Genomic DNA, 17,205 nt, shown 5'->3' with positions numbered 1-17,205 from the left:
CTTGTTTTTTATTTTCACAAATAATGCAAATAAACAAATTAAAGTTTCGCTAGGCTTTCCTTAACTGAAAAAGTAAGTGTATATAATATATCCTAAAACTAACACTAAAATTAATATCCCTGTACCTTTCCAATTCATGCCCCCTGTCATATCACCAAGGCTACCTGATTCCGCTCTATTGAGCCCATCATTCAAAGAACCGGTAGGGTTATTTTTTAACTCACTTTGTCTTATGTGTTCTCTTTTTTCTTCTGGTGACTCTTTTGAACTCATATAATCACCTCCAAAATTAATACGCTCTTTACTGAATTATACAATACTCATTTTCATTTTATATGCTGATTTAAAATATATTTACAGCAAAAAAAAGCTAGCGATGCTAGCTTTTTTTATAATCCAATATGTTCTTCCTTATTTACAGAAATCCCTTTATGATCGATTTCAAGCTCACATACTTTCATAGCTGTAAATACTTTCGCTAATTGCTCAGCGATTTCTTGACGTTTCTCATACGGCGTTAATATAAAAATAGATGGTCCCGCACCGCTAAGTGCTGTGCCGTACGCACCGAATTCTTTTGCGCATTTACGAATAGATGGTAATAACGGTACGAGTTCTAAACGATATGGCTCGTGAAAATGATCTCTTTCCATCATTTCACCTACAACTTCCCACCGCTTTTGGCATAATGCTGCTACTAATACGTTGCTTATCGCACTAGCTTTAACTGCTTCATGAAACGGAAACATTTCTGGTAATACAGATCGACTTTCATCTGTATTTAGCTCTTCATTTGGAATAAGAGAAATTACGCCTAATTCCTTACTTTCAATCCTTACAACTGAAACATTCTTTCCATCAAGTGCTCCGATTACAGTTCCACCTAATATAGAAGCTGCAACATTATCTGGATGCCCTTCAAAATTTGTAGCAATTTGAACCTTTTGATCAGTCGTTAAGTTCAAATTAGCAAGTTGATTCGCAAGCTCTATTCCTGCTACAATCGCTGAGGCACTACTTCCTAGTCCTCTTGTTAGCGGAATATTACTAGTAACTTCTATTATATGGGGTGATAAAGAAGGACATACTTTACATGCCGTGCTAACGATTAAATTTTTATCATCTGTCGGAATTGAATCTTCAAAGGAATGTATTACTTGCCATTTATCAGCTGTGCCCTTTACAACAACCTCTAAATACAATGACAAAGCTATTCCTACTGAATCAAATCCAGGTCCAACATTTGCTGTACTAGCAGGCACACGTACTCTCAATGGTATCACGACATAATCACCCCTTTTATATGTTCTTTAATTTGTTCTATATCATTTGAAACACTTGCAATATCTAATTTATTAGAAGAAATTGCGATATCAGGATCTTTCAAACCATTTCCAGTTAATACCGCAACTACTGTTTCTCCTTTTTTGATTTTTCCAGATTGAACATGTTTCATTACGCCAGCTAATGAAGCATTTGATCCTGGCTCAGCGAAAACCCCTTCCGTTTTTGCTAACAATCTATACGCATGTAATATTTCCTCATCTGATACCATATCTATCTCGCCTCGAGACTGCTCAGCAGCCTCTACTGCATATGACCAACTCGCTGGGTTACCGATACGTATAGCTGTTGCAATTGTTTCAGGTTCTTCAATTACATGTCCTTTTACAATTGCAGCTGCTCCTTCCGCTTCAAAGCCGTGAATTCTTGGCTTTTTGTAGCCTTTTTCTTTCTCATATTCACAGAACCCTTTCCAGTATGCTGTAATATTCCCTGCATTCCCAACAGGAATAGCGAGAACATCTGGCGCTTTTTGCAACTGGTCACAAATTTCAAACGCTGCTGTTTTTTGCCCTTCAATTCGATAAGGGTTCACTGAGTTTACTAATGTAATTGGCTCTTCTGCAGCAATGTTTCTTACAGCCTTAAGTGCATCATCAAAATTTCCTTCTATTGAAATGATTTCAGCTCCATAAGCGACTGCTTGCGCTAACTTTCCATGCGCAATCTTTCCTTTCGGGATTACGATAATACATTTCATTCCGAGGCGTGCCGCATATGCTGCAGCCGCTGCCGATGTATTACCTGTTGATGCACAAATGATTGCCTCAGAACCTTCTTCTTTCGCTTTAGCAACCGCCATTACCATACCACGATCTTTAAAAGAACCTGTTGGATTCGCTCCTTCATACTTACCATATAAGTGAATCCCTAATTGTTTTGATATATTTAATAATGGAATTAGAGGCGTATTCCCTTCCATTAAACTGACATCAGGTGTGTTTTCATTTACTGGTAAATAAGCAGCATACTGTTTTAATAGTCCTTTATACATATTGTTTTTCCTCCTCAATAATGTAATAACTGTTTATTTCACTTGCGACAGCTTCTATTGCTCCTAAAACTTTTTCGAATTGATATTTTGAAGTTTGATGTGTCACAACAACGACTTCTGCAAGCTCACGATTCAAAGGTAATTGAATCACTTCTTTTAAACTTACAGAATAATTAACGAAACATTCTGTTACTTTTTGCAACATCCCTGGCTCATCTTGTAATGAAATACGTAAGAAGTATTTCGAAACAACTTCTTCATCTCCTTGTAATTCATACGGCACTGGTTCTTTTAACGCACTTTTATTTTTCGGAACTTGATTCATATTTTTAACAATCGAAATAATATCACTTACTACAGCAGAGCCAGTCGGTAACTTCCCAGCTCCAGGTCCGTAAAACATCACTTCCCCTACTGCTTGACCGTGAACATACACTGCATTAAATTCATTATTTACATTTGATAACGGATGACGGCTTGGTAAAAGAGTCGGTTCTACACTTAAATGAATAGCTGCTCCTTGTTTCTCCGCTTTACCAATTAGTTTCATAGTAAATCCTAACTTTTCAGCCATTTGTAAATCTTCTTTTGCAACCTTTCGAATCCCTCTCACTTGCACATCATCTAATGAAACATTCATCGAAAACCCTAAATTCGCAAGGATCGCTACCTTTCTCGCCGCATCTAGTCCATCTACATCTGCTGTCGGATCTGATTCTGCGAATCCTAATTTTTGTGCTTCCTGTAAAGCCTCTTCATACGACCATCCATTTTGACTCATCTTTGTTAACATGTAATTTGTTGTTCCATTTACAATTCCCATTATTTTTTCAATTTGATCTGAAGCTAATCCGTCTGTTAATCCTCTTAACACTGGAATACCACCCGCTACACTTGCCTCATAACATAGATCACAATCATTTACGTTCGCTAATTGAAGAAGTTCCGCACCGTATACAGCCATTAAATCTTTATTTGCTGTTACGACATGCTTCTTATTTCGTAAAGCCTTCACAATATGCTGTTTTGCTTCTTCAATTCCGCCCATTACCTCTACTACAATATCAATATTTGAATCATTTAGAACTTCATCTGCATGACTTGTTACTGCAATTCCATCAATACAAACATCGCGTTCTTTTTCCAAATCACGTACAACGACTGTTTTTACTTTCACTTCGTATCCTGTATCAAGTGCGATTTTTTTATAATGTTCTTTCAAAATGTGGACAACACCACTTCCGACTGTACCTAATCCTAACACCCCAACATTAATAACGTTATGCATCTTCTAATCTCCTCCTACAATTTTATTTTTTATCTCTATCAATCACCTTGTTCTGCTTTTTAATCATGCAGGTGGTGGTTATTTCCGTACGTACGAATCGTTTCATGTTACAGCACCTCCTTTCAAAGTAATAAAGTGAAACTTTAATCAGTGGAGATTTTGACCATTCCTCACTGATTATTAGTTGAACCAATCGGGCTTTTACGGACAGTTGATCTCCCAACTAACTCCCTCGCATCTGCCAAATTTTGAGATGGGAGTCTTACTGACCGTTAATGCGGGATAAAAAAACACACTCATCCCTAGGAAAGGGACGAATGTGTTTTCGTGGTTCCACCCTTGTTCCAATCTAGACGTATCTCCTCCTAGATTGCTCAAGTTCAGATAACGGCTGATACCGTCAATAATTACTAGATTACTCGTTCACTATTGAAGTTCAAAGGTGGTAAAATCATTTCTCGTGTTAGGAAGCTCACACCCTTGGCTTCCCTCTCTGTAAACCGTAAAAATGATTTCGTGTCCTTATCGTTACTTTTTCGTTCATGTTTATTTGTTAACTCATTATACTCGCATAAAAAACAAAATCAATACCATTTTTTAATTATTTGAAATTTTCAATCTCTAAGGCCGTAAAAAAACACACTCATCCCTAGGAAAGGGACGAATGTGTTTTCGTGGTTCCACCCTTGTTCCAATCTAGACGTATTTCCTTCTAGATTGCTCAAGTTCAGATAACGGCTGATACCGTCAATAATTACTAGATTACTCGTTCACTATTGAAGTTCAAAGGTGGTAAAATCATTTCTCGTGTTAGGAAGCTCACACCCTTGACTTCCCTCTCTGTAAACCGTAAAAATGATTTCGTGTCCTTGTCATTACTTTTTCGTTCATGTCTATTTGTTAACTTATTATAGTTATCAAATTTTTAAAAAGCAAGCCTATTTTTATTAACTATTTTCAAGATCATTTTTTATTATATTTCACAATAATATTTTATACCGACCAATCTATTTACCTATTTTGCAATTTCCCAACTTGTAAATTAATGTTTCACATAAAAGTATTCCATTCCAAAACGAGTAGATCCCTTCCTTTTAAAACTATACTAATAAAGGATTTTTTAATACAATCTTTTCGTATAACTTTCTTCTAAAGAACGTGCAACATCCTCTTCTGAAGTATTCACCTTCGCATGCTCCAACAACATTTTTGCTGCTGAAGGTAACTCTTTTTTATTTAACCAAGATTCTGGATCCCACATCTTAGAACGAATAAAAGCTTTTGCACAATGAATGTAGCATTCTTCTATTTCAACAACAATTCCAAGTAACGGATTACGTCCATTCACCTGCATCTCTTTCAAAATTTCTTCATCGTTTGTAATATATGCTTTACCGTTTATTCGGAGTGTTTCCCCAAGACCAGGAATAAAAAAGATTAACCCTACGTGCGGATTTGAAATAATATTTAAAATGGAGTCTATACGACGATTGCCCGGCCTTTCCGGAATGATAATTTTATTTTTATTCAATACATATACAAATCCAGGTGCATCCCCTCTTGGCGAAGCATCACACTCTCCTAATTTATTTGCAGTAGATAATACTAGAAAAGGAGATTTAGACAGAAAATCTACACAATGATGATCAAGTGATGAAATAACTTTTTTCAAAGCTCGCTCACTTGGTTGCCCCAATATTTGTCGTAATTCTTCCTCTGTTGAAATAATCGATTTTATTTCCTTACTTTCTATCCCCATTTACAACCACCCCTTTTTTCTTTATTTTCCCAAATTTTAATACAAATATTGTATAATAAAATTTGCAGAAAGGGGAATTAAAATGACAGAGTGGTTAACGATATTTGATTCTGAAAAAAATACACTTGGAAAGAAATTACGTGATGAAGTACATCGTGACGGTGATTGGCACGAAACATTCCATTGCTGGTTTATAGAAAAAGATGATGAAGATATGTTCTTATATTTCCAATTACGCTCTAAAAATAAAAAAGAAGCTCCGGGTATATGGGATATTACTTCAGCTGGACATATTATGCATGATGAAGATGTACAAATTGGCGGCCTTCGTGAAATCGAAGAAGAATTGGGGCTTTCCTTTCAAACGACTGATTTAAAATACAAAGGAATCTATAAAATAGATTATGAAATTTCAAATCTTACTGATCGTGAGTTTTGTCATATGTATTTTCACAACGTAATAAAGCCTCTTCCATTTGCACCAGGTGATGAAGTAGACGATGTGATGAAAGTACATGCAACTGCTTTTCTACAACTATTAAAAAGAGAGATTTCATCTTTTTCGGCTATTTCTGTTTTAAACAATAAACCAATTACAATAACAATTGAAGATATTTATCCGTATGATCTTACATACTATGAATTTGTTATAGAGCAAGGAAAAGAATTCTTAAAAAATAATAGTTTATAAATAAAATAGGACTCCTAGCATAATATTGCGCAGAGCCCTATTTTTTTACTATTGTTCAAGTATCTTCAATCTATTCTCTACTTGTATAAATAAACGAATGATTAATAACAGCATAACCACCATAATCGCTATTATTGTATGGGGATATCTAAACAGTATACTAATAACACTTCCAATTAATATCATGATGAATCCGTTTTTCTTCATCACTTCTGCACTATACTTGTTACCTGCATCCCATAACTTCTTATTTTTCATAGACCGTTTCGTACGATAACCATATGCTGCGTTAATATCTGTCGGTGGATTTTTTTGAAGAATACGTGCGGCAAGTATAAATATAATACCGATCAACATGCTTATTCCTATGTTTACTAGTGCATACAACAATTATATCCACCCCCTAATTTATACCTTCATTATACTATATAATCACCCAAGTTCCAATTATTAACATTTTCATTTTCTCTCTTTAGATGTCTGGAACATACTTGGAAGTGTTACAAAGCGCGCTCCTTTCGTTTTCAACTGTGGAATGATTTTGTCTAGCGCATCTACAGATCCTTGTAAATGCCCACCTGGAGTTGAATGCTGAAGTATGACACTACCTGGAAATGAATTCCCTAGCACATTATTTGTAATCGTATCAGCACTTACACCTTTCCAATCAACCGTATCAACACTCCACTGTACAATCATAAAATTTTGCTCTGTTGCCCACTTCAATTGATTTTCAAGTATTTCACCGTAAGGCGGACGTATAAACTTCGGTGCATAACCAGCTAACCGATTTAATATTTCTTCCGTTTTTATAATTTGATTATGGTACTCAGCCTCATTTACTTTCGCTAAATTTGGATGACTATACGTATGATTACCAATTACATGCCCTTCGTTTGCAATACGCTTTACTACATTCGGAAACTTTTCTGCATTTTCACCGAGCAAGAAAAAAGTAGCTTTCACATTATGTTGTTTTAACTTATCTAAAATTTTTGGCGTAAATACTAAATCTGGTCCATCATCAAATGTAAGAGCTACTTCCGCTTTATTGTATGGTCCTGAAAATGCATACGCATATTTTTCGACCCATGAAAATGGTGTCCATGATCCACGATCCTCTTCTTTCATTTGTGCTTCATAATTTTGAGGAACATGTAATGCGTATGGTAGCGCATTTACATAGTCTCCATAATAAAATGAATGATATGGCATATAAGCGTACGAAATATTGCGTTCTAGCCCTAAAGGAAATGGAACGAACATTTCTGGTGAATAAAAATAATACATGATAAAAACCTCCCTAAAATTTCATATGTGTTTCATCTGTACTTTGTTAGAGAAATTCTGATTCCTGAACAAAAATAAGACTGTCCGTAATTAGGACAGTCTTACTGATTTATATACTTAATAAATTACTTTACTATCTTTCGGTAATTTTCTTACATGCTTTAAATAGCTCGTCACTTTGTCATCATCATCTTGCGGATATTGATATTCATAAGTGTTAGCAATTTCGTTCGCAACTTTCCTAAATAAATTACCCATTATGAAAAATGAATCCCAAATATTTTCATACTCTGCATTTGAAAATGTCCTTTTAAACTGCTCCCAGACATCTTTTTCAACATATTGTTCGAAATACTTCCCAAACTTCCCAGCATTAGCTGTAAACTTTGTTTTCATACCAATATGCCACTCTAGCATTACAACTAACATATCTCGCATTGGGCCTTCAAGCATTCCTTTCGCATAAGTAAGCTCCTCGCGCCATAACCCTTTTCCTACATTTGTACTGCACCACCAAAATTCATTACAGCAATCTAAAAACTCTTTTTCCTTAGGCTTTTTTACTAAGTAATCTTTATCGCTTGCTGGTGGGAATTCTCCCAGACAATTATCTTTATCAAGAAGCAGTTTACTTAAACTATCTTTTCCAACGAACTTTTTTATTAACTCAACTGGAACTAGTGTTAAATCAATCCGATTCCCATCCATGAACTGCATTAAATACGGAAACTTCCCGTCTTCATCTGCTGGAATTAATGACATTTCTTCCGGCATTTGTACAATCATTATTTCTCCAAATCTATGAATCCAATTATGATTAGATATAAAAGATTGTATATCATTCACAACATACATAATATCATAATCTTGAAAACAATCTTTTTTCACATTTGGATTTACACGCGATCCATTCATGATGACAGCTCGAATTCTTTCATCCTCTTTTGCTGTATTTATAATTAAGTCTAGCATTTCTTTTTCAGTTCTCATCTACTTATAGCCTCCAATTTTTTGATATATAATATAGTGTTATGTATACTGGAGGTCCACGAGTTAACTGTAATGTACACGATACACGTTATAGTTTTTTAAACATCTTTTTCATTCTATTTATCCCCTTACATTATTTTTTTACGACTGCCATTACAAATCCATCATATCCTTTACTTCCGAAAGTTTGAAGCGCTGTAGCACTTACACGCGGCTCTGCAGCTATCAATTCATAGAAACGACGTATCCCTTGTACACGAGGATCACTGCTAGTATTGTCAATAACTTCTCCTTCACGTACTACGTTATCCCCAATAATTACAGTACCAGGGCGTGATAGTTTCAGTGCCCATTCAAAAATAAGTCGGATTATTTTGTTTATCAGCATCTATGAAAATAAAGTGAAACTTTAATCAGTGGGGGGTGTTCATCCCCACTGATTATTAGTTGAACCAATCGGGCGTTTACGGGCAGTTGATCTCCCACCTAACTTCTTTGCTCTAGCCTACCTTTGAGGTGGGAGTCTTACTGCCCGTTAATGCGGGATAAAATCAAAAGGTTCATACTGCTCATTTTTTATTTGTTGTAAAGAATCTAACGCTAATCCTGTTCGTATTTCAATTTTATCATTCAAATTAGCACGTTCAATATTGCTACGTGCAATTTCTGCATGTTTTTCATTTGCTTCCAATGTAACAACTTGTCCTCCAGATGGTAAGCCCCTTGCAATCCATATCGTGCTATATCCGCCTAGAGTACCAATTTCCAAAATGTTTCGAGCTCCTTGAATTTGTACTAATAGTTGCAAAAACTTCCCTTGCGTTGGCGATACATCATGTGCCGGTAAATTAGCTGCAGCGTTTGCTTGAAGGACCCTTTCTAATGTAGAATCTTTCGGTATTAATACATCACTCATATATTGATCAACAGCCGACCATTTCTCAATCGTACTCATGTATATACCATCCCCTTAAAGTTTTTTTATGCTTTTCTACCATTCACACTTGATTATACCGAAAATTCCGTTTTATATACAAAAAATAAAGAAGGAACACCCACTCCATTACAGAATAGATGTCCCTTCTTTGTTAATACATGTAGCCCTTACGGATTAGTAGACCAAAGTCCTGCTGATTTAATAAATGTACGTTTATTTAATTTCAGCTGTGCTACGATAAACTCTGCAATATCTTCTGCTTGCATTACTTTATCAGGATTTCCATCAGTTAACCCTAAATCTACAGCCATATCAGTTGCTACTGTACTTGGAGTTAAAGCCGTTACACGAATGTTATGTTTACGAACTTCCATCGCTAACGATTCTGTTAAGCCAAGAACACCAAATTTAGAAGCACTATATGCACTTGTTACAGGCGCGCCTTTTTGTCCTGCTGTAGATGAAATATTAATAATATCACCAGATTGTTGTTCAATCATGCTTGGTAAAGCGGCACGAGTTGCATAGTATACACCCATTAAGTTTACTTGAATGATTTTTTCCCAATCAGCAACGTCTAATTCTAAAAACTTACCAAATTTAGAAATACCAGCGTTATTAATTAAAATATCGATAGACCCTAAACCGTTTTTTAACGTTTCAATTGCAGTCGTTACCTCTTCATACGAAGATACATCAGCAGTCGCAATAACAGCTTTTACGCCTTCTGCTTCCACTTCTTTCGCTACAGCTTTTAAGTTTTCTTCTGAACGAGCTAAAAGACCTACATTTACGCCTTCTTTCGCTAATGCGATCGCTACAGCACGACCAATACCTCTACCTGCTCCTGTAATTAAAGCATTTTTACCTTGTAATAATTCTGCCAAGTATAACACTCCTTAATCTTCTCTGTTGTTTATCATATTAAAAGTGTATCTATGTTTATGTAAAAAGGCAATGATGCACTTTCATGTGCGTAGGTTACTTATAGGTAACCATAGTAGCTATATATGCCTTTTTAAAGAAAAATAGTGTTAGAAATCTTTCCACCTAACACTACTTTTCTTCATATTTAGGAATACACACAATAAATTCTGCACCATTTCCTTCCTCACTCTCGACTTTTATTTCTCCTTCATGAAGATCAAGTACTTTTTTTACAATAGCTAAACCTAAGCCACTTCCTCCATAGGCACGATTTCGTGAAGAATCCGCTTTATAAAAACGCTCAAAAATATGTTGTTTCTGTTCTTCTGATATACCAATTCCTGAATCACAGATACGCACTCCCACTACTGTCTCATGTTCCTTTAACTGAATAGTGATCGTACCACCGCTTGGAGTAAATTTAATGCTATTATGAATTAAATTAATCCACACTTGACTCATACTTTCTTGGTCTGCAGTTACATGGACTTTCTCTAAATCAAGATCTAATTCAATTTCTTTTTCAGCCCAGAGTGGTTCACTATTTAATACAATTTGCTTTAACTGTTGATCTAATCGATAGCTCACTCTTTCTGGTGTATACTCTTCGGATTCTAAAAGAGTTAGCTTCAATAAGTTTTGACTTAGTTTAGATAATCTCGTTGTTTCAGTTTCAATAATGGTAAGATAATGCTTTCTTTTTTCCTCAGAAAGATTATCATCTTGTAGTGCTCTAGCAAATCCTTTTATAGAAGTTAATGGTGACTGTATTTCATGAGAAACATTTGATACAAACTCTTGTCTCATTTTCTCCATCGTATTCAGTTCATCTGTCATATCATTTATACTTTTTACGAGCACGCCAATTTCTCCATCATACTTTTCTTCATTTCGTATTTTTACGGAGAAGTCTCCTTTTGCAATTTTTTGTATCGGTTCAATAATAGTCCAAATCATTGCCTCTCGTTTTGGCCTCATTAATATTCCAATTAATGTCCAAATAAGAATAATAAATACAAAACCGACCATATCACTAATTAGAAAGGCAACAAACGGCGATACATTTACGTCAAAAGCATTCAATAAACTAGTTGCTACATAAAATGCGATAGACCAAATGATAGTAAGAAAAGTAAAGAGAGCTAATACCGCTCCAAATACTTTCAGCATCTTCAACTTACTCATTCGTTTTCTTTTTCTCATTTACTTACCTCTAAGCGATACCCTAATCCTCTTATTGTTTTAATACTAAATTTCGACTTCTCTTCTTGAAACTTCTCACGTAACCGATTAATATGAACGTCTAGTGTACGTTCATTCCCTTCAAAATCATATCCCCATATTTCTTCAATTAATTGCTCTCTCGAACAAGTTCTTCCCGCCTTAGATCCTAATGTAAAAAGTAACTCGAATTCTTTTAGCGGTAACGTAACCGTTTGTTCCCCCAGTGTCACTTCAAACGTTTTACGGTTTAACAGTACATTTCCAACTTGAATCGATTGCGATACTGTAATTTGGTAACGTTTCAGTAACGCCTTTACTCTCACTACTAATTCTATAGGATCAAATGGTTTTACGAGATAATCATCTGTCCCAAGGTGAAATCCTTTTACTTTTTGTGATGTTTCTCCTTTGGCAGTTAGCATCAGAACCGGGATATCATAGTATTTTCTTAATTCAAAACATACATCAAATCCATCCATATTTGGCATCATGATATCAAGAATAACCATATCGACTTTTACTTCGTCCATTTTCCTAAGTGCATCTATGCCATCAATTGCCTCATATGTTTGAAAGCCTTCCCGCTCTAAAAAAACAGAAACGAGTTCTCTAATATGTGGATCGTCGTCTACTATTAAAATTTTAGGTATCAAAGGAACCATTTCCTTTCTACTAAGCATCTTTTATATTTTTTTAAAATGAATAATCAGCGGAGTACAACCTCCACTGATTATTCATTTTATAATGCACCCTCTTTAATTTTCAATTGTTGCGTTGCAAACTCACGATACATGTCATGTGTACGTAATAATTCATCGTGCGTACCGCTTCCTGTAAGGTTCCCTTTTTCAATAAAGATAATTTTATCCGCATCTACAACCGTAGAAAGCCTATGTGCAATAACTAAAGTTGTTCTGCCTTTCATTAAGTTATTTAATGCCTTTTGAACGACAGACTCGGATTTACTATCTAGACTTGAAGTTGCTTCATCTAACATAAGAATTTGCGGATTTCGAAGTAATGCTCGGGCAATCGCAATTCGCTGTCTTTGTCCTCCAGAAAGCTTCACACCGCGCTCTCCAACTTCTGTTGCATATCCATTTGGTAAATCATGAATAAATGCATCAACATATGCCATAGCTGCTACTTTTTCAATTTCTGCATCCGTCACTTCGCCCTCAACACCGTAACAAATATTATCACGAATCGTTCCATCGATTAACGGACTATCTTGTGATACATAACCAATTTGACGTCGCCATGACTGCAATGAATAGCTCGTAATTGATTCTTTTCCTAATTTAATAGCACCACCAGTTGGCTCATAAAAACGTTCTAATAATGAAAATAAAGTTGTTTTTCCGCTACCACTTGGACCTACAATCGCTGTTACTTTTCCAGATTCAATTGTGAAATCAATATTGTTCAATACTTTCTCATCTTCGTTATACTCAAAATGTACATTTTCAAGAACTATCGACTGCTTAGCATTCGAAACCTTCACACCAGTTTCATGATCTTCTACTTCATATTCTAAAATCGCATGAATTCTTTCCGTTGCACCAATTGCCTTTTGGAATTGTGTAAAGAACATAGATAACTGGCTCATTGGCATAATAATTTGAACTAAATATAAAATAAATGCTACAAGTTCACCTGTTGTTAATGCACCACTAGAAACTCGCATTCCACCATAGCCTACGATAATAACAAGCAGTGCCATTAAAACAAACGACATAACTGGTGAAATTAATGCTTGCACTTTTCCTTCTTTTAAACCAAATTGCAATAACTTTTGTATCCCTGTATTACCTGTCTCATATTCTCTTTTTTCTGTATTTGAAGATTTCACTAAACGAATTTCTGATAACACCTGTGTTAACACACTTGTAAAAGATGCTGTTTCATCTTGAAGCGCTTTTGAAATCTTATACATTTTTCGTCCAAGAGGAACTAAAATTAATACAGACAACGGAATAACCGTTAAGAGTAAAGCTGTCATTTTCCAATCTAAAACAAATAATACAATTAATGATCCAACAATTGAAATACCGCCTGTTAATAAATTTGACAAGTGCTCAGAAATTAATGTTTTCACAACACCTGTATCATTTGTCATACGGCTAATCGTATCGCCTGTTCTATTTTGATCATAATAAGATACTGGTAAAACAAGCACCTTTTTCCACAAACGTTCTCTCAGTCCAGCTACAATCTTCTGCCCAATATAATTTAGTAAATAAATAGACAATCCTGCAGCAATGGTTTGCATGACAAAGAAGGCAACTAGCCCAACAATTTGTCCTGTACTAATTGACGAAAGCGAAAAATTATCTACTAATCCTTTTGTTAACATCGGAATAAATAAACTCGCTCCTGTAGAAAGCAAACTCATTAACAATGCAAAAACAAGAATCCCTTTCGGAGGATTTGTATCTCGAATAAGGCGTAAAAACTGCCTCCAACTTCCTTTCTTCTTCATTTCATTTCTAACTTCCATTCCTGTTCATCTCCTCGTGTTAAGCCAAACTGCTCTTTCTAAAACTAGAATACAGTACAAATGTAAACTGAATGTAAACACACTTTTTCTATTTTTACAAAATATACATAAAAACTCATCTTTACAACAGATATAAACATCTGATATTATTACCTGGTACTTAATATTATTGTATGTGAATTATAGATAACTAATTTAAAATACTATATAAATCTCCAGTTATTGAAAGGAGTATCCTTTTTGCAAACAAATATACATTCTGAAAAGGAAACAATCATTTTTATTCACGGCTTAGTTGGCAATCGTCGTGCCTTCAAAAAAGAGCATAAACGATTTTCTGCCTCCTACAACATTATAACTTATGACTTATTAGGTCACGGCGACGATAAAGGAGAAGCTATTGAATTTTCATTACAGCGCCTCGTAGATCAATTATTGAAATTATATGAAAAAGAAGGTATTACAGAGGCTCATATTTGCGCTTTAAGCTATGGCTGTTATATCTCCACTATTTTTGCACAAATGCACCCGGAAAAGGTATTAAGCATTTGTCATATTGGTGGACATTATAATAATCCATCCCTTTTATATAACGTATTTCAAAAATTTTGGGAGAAGCGAGGAGACGAATACTCTAAATGGCTCTCTCAATACGCAAATACTATTTTTCCAAGCGGCATATTAAAAGCGAATCCGTTCGCAGTCATTTCAAGAAATATTTACTACCGTTTCGGATTACAATTACATTCATCCATAATTGCCCAATCATTACGACACCGGTTAGAATTCGATTTAAAATCTAAATTAAAATCACTTCCCCACCCTATATTATGGGTAATGGGTGAACAAGATCATCTCTATAAATCTTGCCTATTTGATTTAAAATCTATTCTGCCAAACGTTCTATATAAGGAAATACCTTTAGCAGGACATGCTGCAAACTTATTTCGTCCTAACTATTTTCATGACTTATATGATCGATTTTTAAATGGAAAGTTAAAATAAAAACTACTAAACTTCCAATTTATTCAACTATAAAAAGGCTTCCCAAGTTTCCTTGGAAAGCCTTTTCTCTATACGAAAAGTATAAAATACTTTTTCTTAGTATGCTTTTGTGTAACCTAAAATGTGCTTGCTCCAGTAAGAGTTGCTTACAGAACTAATACGTACACCAGTTGCATCAGTTTCTGCACTAATGAACTGACCGTTTCCTAAGTAAACACCCATGTGAGAAGGACCTGGTTTATAAGTATTTTGGAAGTATACTAAATCACCTGGTTGTGGATTACTAGTTTTTGTTTTAGAGCTCCAGTATCCAGCAACTGTTTGACGAGCGCCTTTATGACCAGTTTGATTTAATACGTAGTGAATGAATCCACTGCAGTCAAAACCAGCAGGTGTTGTACCAGCAGTTCTGTATGGTGAACCATTTAAAGATCTAGCGAATCCAGCGATTGAAGACGTATCTCCACCTGTAGGTGCTGTTGGTTTTTGTACTTGGTTAGAACCTTGGTTAGAACCTTGGTTAGAACCTTGGTTACCACCAGTCACTCCACCTTTTACAAACTTAACATAGTCTGCACTTACGTAACCTGTGCGGCCATTATGGTTAATCTTGTACCAACCATTTTCTGCGCCAGTTACGTTTAATACTTTACCGTTTGTTACCCCACCAATTACAGCATTGTATGTAGCTGGGCCTGTACGTACTTTTAAAGCACCAGTGTTAACAACATAAGAACCACCAGTTTGAACTGTAGTAGTATTGTTGTTGTTTGTAGCTGGTTTTTGTGTTTCGTTAGATACAGCAGAACCACCTTTTGTTACGAAGTCTTTGCTTACGTATCCAGTTCCACCGTTGAAGTTGATTTTAAACCAATCTTGTACTTCACCTACAACTTGTACTGTTTTCCCTTTATTTACAGAACCTAATACTGTATGAGAAGTACTTGGGCCTGTACGTACGTTAAGTGAAGAAACGTTTACTGTGTAAGTACCTGTTCCTTGTTGAACAGTTGTTCCTTTGTTACCACCAGTTGTTACGAAGTCACCACTTACATAACCTGTTTGGCCGTTTACACTTACTTTGAACCAACCGTTTTCTTGTCCAATTACTTGTAGTACTTGACCTTGTTTTACTTTAGAAATAACGTTATGTCCTGTACCAGCACCTGAACGAACATTTAATACATCAGCAGTTACTGTGTATTTTAATTCAGAAGTTGTTTCTACTTTTTTTGTTTCAGTTACAGTCGTTTGAGTTTGTGTTTGAGTTTGTCCATTAATTTCTTTTAGCGCTTCGTTCGAAACTTGTGCATGAGCAGAATCCATACCTGGAACTGCAACACCTGCTACTGAAGCTGCTGCTAAACCTGCAATTACTTTTTTCATAAGTTGTCTTTACTTCCTTTCCCTACTATCCTCTTAAAAAAACATATAAACTTAATACTTTACAATATTATCAAAGTAAAATATTCATCAAGTTCCATTTTTTAACAAGAGTTTTATTTTTCACACGTATTTCATTTTAAATGCATGAAGTGAATTCCGTGTGAACTTCATGTGAACTTTATCATTAAACATAGTAATTTTGCAACGATTTTCTTCAAATTTCTTATGTATCGCATGAAAATTCGACATTCCATTCATTATCTCAATATAGAATACTTATTTTCTATCCAATAAAAAAATTTATTAACGAATACAAAACAAACTATGTGTTTTCTTGATAAAATGAATTACATGAAGCGTACTCTTATCATGGCAAAAATTACTTAATTAATCAATAGTATAATATTTTCAGAAAACTAATTTCCTATACGATCTATGTTTTTTAAATAATTTGACGAATTGTAAGATTTAGTTCTCAAAACCTCATTCTATGTTAAAGAAAATACACACTCCATTGACTATTTATTTTTTTACTAACTATGGAATTTTTGAAATATTTCCGTTATTATTTATATAATCATATAATATGAAACTCTTATCAACAAAGAGATGTGCAAGGACTGCCGACTTCCACCATTCCAAATTGTAGTCTTACTAGTAATGAACAAGGAGGTGCATTTGTGAAAAACATAATAGACGATCACATAAACAAAAATATAGAATTATACTACGCCTCTATTCAGTTCGTTTCATTTATAACATTACAAAAAATATCAACTATTGAAACACGTAAAAAAGAATTGAAAAATCAGATGAAAAATTGCCAACAAAAAAATCCTTACTACTTATAAAGTGAAACTTTATAAGTAG

Annotated in this window: 16 protein-coding genes, 2 pseudogenes and 2 other annotated features; of the genes and pseudogenes, 3 read left to right on the top strand and 15 right to left on the bottom strand. The window is 34.9% G+C overall.

The genetic code is table 11. The features are described from left to right. Nucleotides 1-60: 60 nt before the first annotated feature. The 5 genes from MHB70_RS08710 to MHB70_RS08690 all read right to left on the bottom strand — a co-directional run bounded on the left by MHB70_RS08710 (nt 61) and on the right by MHB70_RS08690 (nt 5,385). On the bottom strand, nt 61-273 hold the full coding sequence (locus tag MHB70_RS08710) for a DUF6366 family protein (RefSeq protein ID WP_000095422.1): 213 nt from the start codon (nt 271-273) through the stop codon (nt 61-63). A gap of 116 nt (nt 274-389) precedes the next feature. Continuing rightward, on the bottom strand, nt 390-1,283 hold the full coding sequence (gene thrB / locus MHB70_RS08705; RefSeq protein ID WP_000612653.1) for a homoserine kinase: 894 nt from the start codon (nt 1,281-1,283) through the stop codon (nt 390-392). Continuing rightward, nucleotides 1,280-2,338 carry a threonine synthase gene (thrC, locus tag MHB70_RS08700; protein WP_000276424.1) on the bottom strand — a complete coding sequence of 353 codons (1,059 nt, stop codon included), beginning with the start codon at nt 2,336-2,338 and terminating at the stop codon, nt 1,280-1,282. Before thrC ends, thrB begins: the two co-directional genes overlap by 4 nt. Next, nucleotides 2,331-3,626, bottom strand: coding sequence for a homoserine dehydrogenase (locus MHB70_RS08695; protein ID WP_000552042.1), 1,296 nt, complete (start codon nt 3,624-3,626; stop codon nt 2,331-2,333). The genes thrC and MHB70_RS08695 overlap by 8 nt, the downstream gene beginning before the upstream one ends. A 306-nt stretch (nt 3,627-3,932) precedes the next feature. Next, nucleotides 3,933-4,164, bottom strand: a binding site (T-box leader). Between the two features lie 115 nt (nt 4,165-4,279). Then, nucleotides 4,280-4,511, bottom strand: a binding site (T-box leader). A gap of 235 nt (nt 4,512-4,746) precedes the next feature. After that, a complete protein-coding gene (locus tag MHB70_RS08690; RefSeq protein ID WP_000510746.1) occupies nt 4,747-5,385 on the bottom strand; it encodes a pyridoxamine 5'-phosphate oxidase family protein in 639 nt (212 codons plus the stop codon). Between the two features lie 82 nt (nt 5,386-5,467). Here MHB70_RS08690 and MHB70_RS08685 point away from each other — a divergent pair, with 82 nt between their 5' ends. Next, nucleotides 5,468-6,076: an NUDIX hydrolase gene (locus tag MHB70_RS08685; protein ID WP_000141364.1), complete on the top strand. Its 609-nt coding sequence runs from the start codon at nt 5,468-5,470 to the stop codon at nt 6,074-6,076. Nucleotides 6,077-6,124: 48 nt separating this feature from the next. On the opposite strand, the gene MHB70_RS08680 is transcribed toward MHB70_RS08685, so the two are convergent. From MHB70_RS08680 to MHB70_RS08640, 9 genes and pseudogenes are all read right to left on the bottom strand, one after another. Beyond that, a complete protein-coding gene (locus MHB70_RS08680) occupies nt 6,125-6,466 on the bottom strand; it encodes an SdpI family protein (RefSeq protein WP_000964938.1) in 342 nt (113 codons plus the stop codon). A gap of 69 nt (nt 6,467-6,535) precedes the next feature. Continuing rightward, the gene (locus MHB70_RS08675) at nt 6,536-7,366 is read right to left on the bottom strand and encodes a peptidoglycan-N-acetylglucosamine deacetylase (RefSeq protein WP_000291210.1); all 831 of its coding nucleotides are present in this window, start codon (nt 7,364-7,366) and stop codon (nt 6,536-6,538) included. 117 nt (nt 7,367-7,483) lie between these two features. Further along, on the bottom strand, nt 7,484-8,356 hold the full coding sequence (locus MHB70_RS08670; protein WP_061529891.1) for an aminoglycoside 6-adenylyltransferase: 873 nt from the start codon (nt 8,354-8,356) through the stop codon (nt 7,484-7,486). A gap of 133 nt (nt 8,357-8,489) precedes the next feature. Next, nucleotides 8,490-8,757: pseudogene (locus MHB70_RS08665) on the bottom strand (O-methyltransferase); the annotation flags it as partial. Between the two features lie 149 nt (nt 8,758-8,906). After that, nucleotides 8,907-9,311 (bottom strand): annotated as a pseudogene (locus MHB70_RS08660) (O-methyltransferase); the annotation flags it as partial. A gap of 149 nt (nt 9,312-9,460) precedes the next feature. After that, nucleotides 9,461-10,180: a 3-ketoacyl-ACP reductase gene (locus MHB70_RS08655; protein ID WP_000818985.1), complete on the bottom strand. Its 720-nt coding sequence runs from the start codon at nt 10,178-10,180 to the stop codon at nt 9,461-9,463. A 169-nt stretch (nt 10,181-10,349) separates the two neighbouring features. Beyond that, entirely contained in the window at nt 10,350-11,423 is a 1,074-nt protein-coding gene (hitS, locus tag MHB70_RS08650) for an envelope stress sensor histidine kinase HitS (RefSeq protein WP_061529890.1), read from the bottom strand. Beyond that, nucleotides 11,420-12,097 (bottom strand): envelope stress response regulator transcription factor HitR, encoded by a 678-nt coding sequence (hitR, locus tag MHB70_RS08645; protein ID WP_000612405.1) that lies wholly within the window; start codon nt 12,095-12,097, stop codon nt 11,420-11,422. Before hitR ends, hitS begins: the two co-directional genes overlap by 4 nt. Before the next feature lie 86 nt (nt 12,098-12,183). After that, a complete protein-coding gene (locus tag MHB70_RS08640; protein ID WP_000453894.1) occupies nt 12,184-13,944 on the bottom strand; it encodes an ABC transporter ATP-binding protein in 1,761 nt (586 codons plus the stop codon). Between the two features lie 240 nt (nt 13,945-14,184). Between MHB70_RS08640 and MHB70_RS08635 the strand changes: the two genes are divergently transcribed. Beyond that, nucleotides 14,185-14,949: an alpha/beta fold hydrolase gene (locus MHB70_RS08635; protein ID WP_001194291.1), complete on the top strand. Its 765-nt coding sequence runs from the start codon at nt 14,185-14,187 to the stop codon at nt 14,947-14,949. Nucleotides 14,950-15,045: 96 nt separating this feature from the next. Here the strand turns inward: MHB70_RS08635 and entFM are convergent, their stop codons facing one another. Then, nucleotides 15,046-16,335 carry an enterotoxin EntFM gene (entFM, locus tag MHB70_RS08630; protein ID WP_061529889.1) on the bottom strand — a complete coding sequence of 430 codons (1,290 nt, stop codon included), beginning with the start codon at nt 16,333-16,335 and terminating at the stop codon, nt 15,046-15,048. Nucleotides 16,336-17,015: 680 nt separating this feature from the next. Here entFM and MHB70_RS08625 point away from each other — a divergent pair. After that, nucleotides 17,016-17,186, top strand: a complete 171-nt coding sequence (locus MHB70_RS08625) for a hypothetical protein (protein WP_000789336.1) — start codon at nt 17,016-17,018, stop codon at nt 17,184-17,186. Nucleotides 17,187-17,205: the final 19 nt, after the last annotated feature.

The organism is Bacillus sp. FSL M7-1020 (assembly GCF_038050415.1).
GTDB lineage: Bacteria > Bacillota > Bacilli > Bacillales > Bacillaceae_G > Bacillus_A > Bacillus_A toyonensis.
This window is presented reverse-complemented; position numbering and strand designations above follow the sequence as displayed.

Bases quoted from the DNA above. Each gene is read 5' to 3' on its own strand.
- MHB70_RS08710 (WP_000095422.1), bottom strand. From the start codon at position 273: ATGAGTTCAAAAGAGTCACCAGAAGAAAAAAGAGAACACATAAGACAA.
- thrC (WP_000276424.1), bottom strand. From the start codon at position 2,338: ATGTATAAAGGACTATTAAAACAGTATGCTGCTTATTTACCAGTAAAT.
- MHB70_RS08695 (WP_000552042.1), bottom strand. From the start codon at position 3,626: ATGCATAACGTTATTAATGTTGGGGTGTTAGGATTAGGTACAGTCGGA.
- MHB70_RS08690 (WP_000510746.1), bottom strand. From the start codon at position 5,385: ATGGGGATAGAAAGTAAGGAAATAAAATCGATTATTTCAACAGAGGAA.
- MHB70_RS08685 (WP_000141364.1), top strand. From the start codon at position 5,468: ATGACAGAGTGGTTAACGATATTTGATTCTGAAAAAAATACACTTGGA.
- MHB70_RS08675 (WP_000291210.1), bottom strand. From the start codon at position 7,366: ATGTATTATTTTTATTCACCAGAAATGTTCGTTCCATTTCCTTTAGGG.
- MHB70_RS08670 (WP_061529891.1), bottom strand. From the start codon at position 8,356: ATGAGAACTGAAAAAGAAATGCTAGACTTAATTATAAATACAGCAAAA.
- hitS (WP_061529890.1), bottom strand. From the start codon at position 11,423: ATGAGAAAAAGAAAACGAATGAGTAAGTTGAAGATGCTGAAAGTATTT.
- MHB70_RS08640 (WP_000453894.1), bottom strand. From the start codon at position 13,944: ATGGAAGTTAGAAATGAAATGAAGAAGAAAGGAAGTTGGAGGCAGTTT.
- entFM (WP_061529889.1), bottom strand. From the start codon at position 16,335: ATGAAAAAAGTAATTGCAGGTTTAGCAGCAGCTTCAGTAGCAGGTGTT.